We start from the raw sequence: 7119 nt of genomic DNA on the forward strand, positions 1-7119 counted from the left end.
CGACCGGCCGCCGAAGCAGAGAAGGGACCCGATCGGGCCCCTTCTCTGCTTCGGCGCACCCTCTCGCAAGTGGCCTGCTTTTACTCCGCCGCAGTGGCCTAGAATTGCTCCGCCGTTGACATTTGGGTCTGCTCGCTGCATCACGTCCCATTAAGAAGGCCTCCGATCAATTGCGCCATGAGCGGGCTGTTGATATCGTCGCACATCTTGTTATGTGGCGCCGTGACGTTGAAGAAATGGACGCGCCCTGACGTCAGTGCTGCAAGCCGTTCCTGCAAATCTGATCGTTCATTATCTGACGCACAGACGAAAGCAATCACAGCATTCAGCCGCGAACAACCAGTCCACCCCGCCATCATTGCTGGCGCTTGCCGCATTATCTGCAGTATCAGATCCACGTCTTTGATCTCTGCCGCCGATGACAAGAGGCCCTCGCGCTTGGCCGCGAGCAGAATTGCCCCCTTGAGGGAATCTTCGGTCAGACCTTCGACTGCAATACCCAGAGCTTCGGCCTGATTGGTGAGCAGTTTCTCCTCATCGTGGGGCTCGGCGCTAGAAAAGTCATCACCGCTGAACCCTGAATCCAAAAGGATGCCGACTTCGAGGCTTTCGCCCTGCGCTTCTAGCTGGGCGGCCATCTCCTGCAGCACCATCCCACCGAATGACCAGCCCAGAAGTCGATAGGGCCCGATAGGCTGCACGCTCCGCATCGCCTGAACATAGCAGTTCGCCATCTCGCGGATTGAGGAATGTCCGGCACTGGGGTCTGACAGGGCCTTTGCCTGCATGCCGTAGACCGGAATGTCATCGCCAAGCAGTCGCGCAATATGGGTGAAGACTGTTGAAGATCCGCCCGCCGGATGGATGCAGAACAAGGGTCGCTCGGAGCCATGCGCTCGGAGCCGCAGCAGCGGGTCGTACTTCATCTTCTCGGTACCGGCTGTTGCGAGGTCGCGGGCGAGAGCGCGGGGGGTCGGATGCGCAAACACGGACCGCAGCGGCAGTTCCACGCCGCGCTCCGCACGGACCCGCGCCACAAGCCGCATGGCAAGCAGCGAGTGGCCCCCGAGCGCAAAGAAGCTGTCCGTCACCGATACGCGACCCGCTCCGGTCAGCTCGGCGAAGAGCCGGCAGAGAAGGGCCTCCTCCGGCGTCATGGGGGCTTCGTAGTGAGCGGTTCCCGTCATCTCCGGGGCCGGCAAGGCGCGGCGGTCCAGCTTGCCGCTCGGGCTGAGCGGCAGCGCCTCGAGCACAACGAAGCCGGCAGGCACCATGTAATCGGGCAGGCTTGCCGAGAGGCCGGTGCGCAAAGCCCCCGCATCGAGCGCGGCAGTACCCGCGGCACTGCCCGCGGCTGGCGTTACATAGCCGACCAGCCGCGCCTCGCCTGCGATCTCGCGCAGCACGACAGCCGCCTGGCCGACGCCGTCGAGGCGCACCAGTGCCGCCTCGATCTCGCCCGGCTCGATGCGGAAACCCCGCAGCTTGACCTGGTCGTCAGCCCGGCCGCCGAACTCCAGACCGCCGTCGGCGCGCCAGCGACCAAGATCCCCCGTCCGGTACATCCGCGATCCCGGCGCGCCGAACGGGCAGGCCACAAAACGCTCCGCCGTCAGGTCGGGCCGCCCGACATAGCCCCGAGCAAGACCGGCTCCGGCAATGTACATCTCGCCCCAGACCCCAACAGGGACAGGCTGCAAGGACGCCGAGAGAACGTGGATCTGAGTGTTCCAGATCGGAGAGCCGATCGGAGGACTGCCGAGGCTGTCGCGAACAGCGTCGAGTGGGGCAGTCAGCGTGGCGCAGACCGTCGTCTCGGTCGGGCCATAGGCATTGATGAAGCGCCGGCCCGGCGCAAAACGCGCCACCACGTCACCGGTACAAGCCTCGCCTGCAACAACCAGGGTTCGAAGGGTAGACAAGGCCGGGGCCGGCAGCAGCTGGACCAGGGCCGGCGGCAGGGTCGCATGGGTGATTGCCTGTTCAGTGATCAGGCCGGTTAGCGCTTCAGGTGAATGGCGTGTTGCGGCCGCTGGCAGCAGCAAGGCACCGCCGCTTCCCAGTGTAACCAGAACTTCCGAGATCGCAGCATCGAAGGATTGTGCCGCGAATTGCAAGACGCGATCGCCGGGGCTGACGTCGAAGCCCCGCTGCTGAGCAGCGATCAGGTTGATCACGCCGCCTTGTGTATTGCCCACGCCCTTTGGCCGTCCGGTGGAGCCTGAGGTATAGATCACATAGGCGAGATGGTCCGGGCGCAGCGGCTGGTGGCGCTCGGCATTGGTGATCCGGTCGGTGCTGTGGCGGTCGAGCGTTGCCGCGAAGCTCGCATCATCAAGGCAGAGGATCTGGGAGGGCCGGTGGGCGGCACCGGCTGATGCGCCGGTCCAGGCATCGTACCGCGCCTCCAGCCCGAGCTGTTCCAACACATCGCTTGTGCCGAGCAGCACATTGGCGCGGCTGTCTTCGAGCATGAAGCGCAGGCGGTCCCGGGGATAGTCGGGATCGAGCGGCAGATACGCCCCGCCAGCCTTGAGCACGGCGATCAGCGCCACCACCATCTCGAAGCTGCGCGGCAGCGCGATCGCCACCACGGCGTCGGGACCAACCCCACGTCCGATCAGCTCACGCGCCAGGGCGTTGCTGCGCGCCTCGAGCTCGGCGTAGCTCAGGGAGGCATCGCCGAACACGACAGCCGCAGCAGACCCACGCTCAGCGGCGCGGTCGGAGAGAAGGTCGGGCAGCAGGGCGCCCGGCACGTCACGCTCCGTCGCGTTGAACCCGGAAACAAGCGCCACATCCGAAGGCGGCGTCAGCGACAGCGAGGCCAGCGGGGCCTCGAACCCCGTCTGCAGGGCCGCGAACTGTGCGAGCACATGCAGCAGCCGCTGCAGCACGGCCTCAGCCATCGCCTCGTCAAGCCGCGTGCGGTCATAGGTCAGCCGCAGGCTGAGCTCATCCTCGCCGGAGCCCTGCAGCGCCAGCGGGTATTGCGTTGCATCGAAGGCAGAAACTACTGTCGCCTGCAGCGCTCCGGGCCCTGCCGGCGCAGGCGCGCGCTGCGGGTAGTTCTCGAACACATACATCGCCTCGAAGAGGCCCCGCCCCGCCTCCCCGCCGGGCACCAGGCGCTGCACATCGCTCAGTGCCAGCTGCTCATTACTGGCCTGCTCGGCCTGGTCCTGCTGCAGGGCCCGCAGCCAATCGCCCAAGGCCGCAGTGCCGTCCACCACGGCAAAGACCGGCAACGTGTTGATGTAGAGGCCGACACCAAGGTCCTCGCGCGGATCGCTGCCGCTCCGCCCGGAGCGCGTGCTGCCGATCACCACCTGGTCCCGGCCTGCCAACTGCGCAACGACCAGCAGGTAGGCCCCCTGCAGCAGGATCGCCGGCGTGACGCCGATCCGCCGGGCGAGGCTACGCAGATCAGCGCTCAGCGCCTCGGGGACCTGGTGGCCCAGCGCGCCAAACCCCTGCTCTGGAGTGGCTGGAGGCGGCAGATCCAGCGTACAGGGCCCCTCGCAGGCCGCCAGGTAGGAGCCCCAATAGGCCCGCGCGGCGTCAAGCGGCCGAAGCGCGATCTCCTCAGCCCGTTCCCACCAGGCCAGATTGGCTTCGAGCCCCTGGCCCGCATAATGATCCGTCAAATCCTTGAGCAGGACCGCCAGCGACCAGCCGTCCATCACCACGTGATGGTTTGACAGCACTAGCCAGGGGGCTGCGGCCCCACGCAGGATCAGACGGCCCCGGATGAGAGGCGCGGCAGAAAGATCGAACCCTTCGCGCCGATCCGCCTCAAGCACCTCGTCAAGCCCGATTGCGCTCAAGTCCTCGACGACCCGAAAGTCGACGAAGGCCGCCTCGCGGATAACGCCGTAGCCCCGGCCCTGCACCAGGTCCGGCAGGCTCAGGCGCAGGATCTCGTGCCGCCGCGCCATCGCGGCCCAACTGGCCGCCAGACGAGTTGGCACGACCTCGCCGCCGAGCTCCAGAACGATCTGCACATGATAGGGATCCATCGCGCCTGTCGGCAGGGCGAGGCTCTCGAACACCAGGCCCTGCTGCAGAGGGGTCAGCGGCACCAGCCGCTCCATCTGAGGACACTGCGCCTCCAGCAGGACCAGCTCGGCCGCCGTCACCCGATCCCGGGTGCCCGTGCTCAGATCCGCCAGGCTCCAGCGCTGGGCCAGGGGCCGCTCATGGCAATGCACGGCAAGTGCGTCCAGCGCCTGCTCGAAATAGCTGGCGACCCGGACAATCTCCGCCTCGGACACCCGGTGACGCGGATAGGTCCAGCTGACTTGCAAGCCCCCCGCGGCATCCAGCACCGCATTGACATCGATAGGATGCTGACGCCGCTGATCGGCATCCTGTTCCAGTCCACCCAGCCCGCCCTCACCGAGCTGCCAGCCGTGTTCGAGCGCGTGTTCGAAGCGGCCGAGGTAGTTGAACAGGATCGGCGCCTGCGATCCGCCGCGCAGCAGCGGAGCTGTCTCGGCATTCAGGCTTTGGAGCAGACCGTAGCCCAGGCCCTTGTCGGGAACCCCACGCAGAGCCTCCTTGCTCCGCTTCAGCGCCTGACCGGCGGCTTCGCCCCCGCCGAAGGCCTCGGCCAGGTCGAGATCGCCCAGATCGAGCCGCACCGGATAGAGGCTGGTGAACCAGCCGACCGTGCGCGTCAGATCGAGGCCGCTCTCTCCCGGCTCGCGGCCATGGCCCTCGAGGTCGATGACCACGGTTGAGCCGGCCTTGCCTGCCGCCTCGCTCCAGCGGCGCAGCGCCAGACCAAGAGCCGCGATCAGAAGATCGTTGATTCCGGCGCGATAGACCGCTGGCGCTTGCAGCACCATGCGGGTGCGTGCCGCATCGAGCGCATGGCTGTAGTGCGCAGCCTGGCCGAGCGTGTCGGGAGCGTCATCCGGGGCGGCGGCCAGCGGCAGGCTGTTCCCGGCGCGGCCCTGGTCCTGCCAGTAGGCGAGTTCGGCGACCCGCCCTGGCCGCTGCGATTCGGCGGTCAGATAGCCCATCCAGTCCTGCAGCCCGTGCCCAAGGGGGGGCAAGGTCTCACCAGCGCACAGCAGCGCCAGCTCTTCCAGAAGGATCCGCCAGGACACGCCATCCACCGCCAGATGGTGCACGACCAGCAGCAGCTCACGGCGCGCCGCAATCCAGACGCCGACGACCATCCGGCCCTGAGACGGGGCCAGGTGCTTGGACGCCGCTGAGAGGCCCGCTGACACTTCAGCTTCCGACAGCGAAGTCGCCAGGACGTCGAGACAGAACTGCGGCGCTGCGGCGACCGACAAGATCTCCAGCCCGCCGGCAGCGGTTCGGCAGAGGCGCAGCGCGCCATGCCGGGTGATCAGGTAACGCAGCGCCGCCTCGATCGCTTCGGGCCCAATCTCGGCGGGCGGGGTTAGCCGAACCGCCTGATGGAAGCGATCGATGCTCCCACCGTGCTGCAAAAACCACTGCGCAACGGCGGTTGGCCGCAACGGGCCGACCTCGGGCAGGCGGACCAGTTCCGCCCCGGCCTTGGTTGCCACGGCAGCCAGCCGACGCGGATCAGGATGGCGAAACACATCGCGCACCGCAAAGTGCAGGCCCGCTCGCCGGGCATGGCTCACCAACCGGATCGCCGTGATGCTGTCGCCACCAAGCGCGAAAAAGCTGTCGGTGACGGAGACGCGGGCAGCCCCGGTCAGCTCGGCGAAGAGCCGGCAGAGAAGGGCCTCCTCCGGCGTCGTGGGGGCTTCGTAGTGAGCGGTTCCCGTCATCTCCGGGGCCGGCAAGGCCCGGCGGTCCAGCTTGCCGCTCGGGCTGAGCGGCAGAGCCTCGAGCACAACGAAGGCGGCAGGCACCATGTAATCGGGCAGGCTTGCCGAGAGCCCGGTGCGCAAAACCTCCGCATCGAGCGCGGCAGCACCCGCGGTACTGCCTGCGGCAGGCGTCACATACCCGACCAGCCGCGCCTCGCCCGCGATCTCGCGCAGCACGACAGCCGCCTGGCCGACGCCGTCGAGGCGCACCAGTGCCGCCTCGATCTCGCCCGGCTCGATGCGGAAACCCCGCAGCTTGACTTGGTCGTCAGCCCGGCCGCCGAACTCCAGAACGCCGTCGGCACGCCAGCGACCAAGATCCCCCGTCCGGTACATCCGCGATCCCGGCGCGCCGAACGGGCAGGCCACAAAACGCTCCGCCGTCAGGTCGGGCCGCCCGACATAGCCCCGAGCAAGACCGGCTCCGGCAATGTACATCTCGCCCCAGACCCCAACAGGGACAGGCTGCAAGGACGCCGAGAGAACGTGGATCTGAGTGTTCCAGATCGGAGAGCCGATCGGAGGACTGCCGAGACTGTCGCGAACAGCGTCGAGTGGGGCAGTCAGCGTGGCGCAGACCGTCGTCTCGGTCGGGCCATAGGCATTGATGAAGCGCCGGCCCTGCGCAAAACGCGCCACCACGTCACCGGCACAAGCCTCGCCTGCAACAACCAGGGTTCGAAGGGTAGACAAGGCCGGGGCCGGCAGCAGCTGGACCAGGGCCGGCGGCAGGGTCGCATGGGTGATTGCCTGTTCAGTGATCAGGCCGGTTAGCGCTTCAGGTGAATGGCGCGTTGCGGCCTCTGGCAGCAGCAAGGCGCCGCCGCTTCCCAGTGTAACCAGAACTTCCGAGATCGCAGCATCGAAGGATTGTGCCGCGAATTGCAAGACGCGATCGCCGGGGCTGACGTCGAAGCCCCGCTGCTGAGCAGCGATCAGGTTGATCACGCCGCCTTGTGTATTGCCCACGCCCTTTGGCCGTCCGGTGGAGCCTGAGGTGTAGATGACATAGGCGAGATGGTCCGGGCGCAGCGGCTGGTGGCGCTCGGCATCGGTGATCCGGTCGGTGCTGTGGCGGTCGAGCGTTGCCGCGAAGCTCGCATCATCCAGGCAGAGGATCTGGGAGGGCCGGTGGGCGGCACCGGCTGATGCGCCGGTCCAGGCATCGTACCGCGCCTCCAGCCCGAGTTGTTCCAGCACATCGCTTGTGCCGAGCAGCACATTGGCGCGGCTGTCGGCCAGCATGAAGCGCAGGCGGTCCCGGGGATAGTCGGGATCGAGCGGCAGATACGCCCCGCCA

The 7119-nt window shown here is 67.3% G+C and carries 1 protein-coding gene; it reads right to left on the reverse strand.

The features are described from left to right. Positions 1 to 140 precede the first annotated feature (140 nt). Entirely contained in the window at positions 141 to 7106 is a 6966-nt protein-coding gene (locus tag N1F91_RS30560; RefSeq protein ID WP_289997690.1) for a non-ribosomal peptide synthetase, read from the reverse strand. Positions 7107 to 7119: the final 13 nt, after the last annotated feature.

Source organism: Aquibium sp. ELW1220 (assembly GCF_030398385.1).
In the GTDB taxonomy this organism is placed as follows: domain Bacteria; phylum Pseudomonadota; class Alphaproteobacteria; order Rhizobiales; family Rhizobiaceae; genus Aquibium.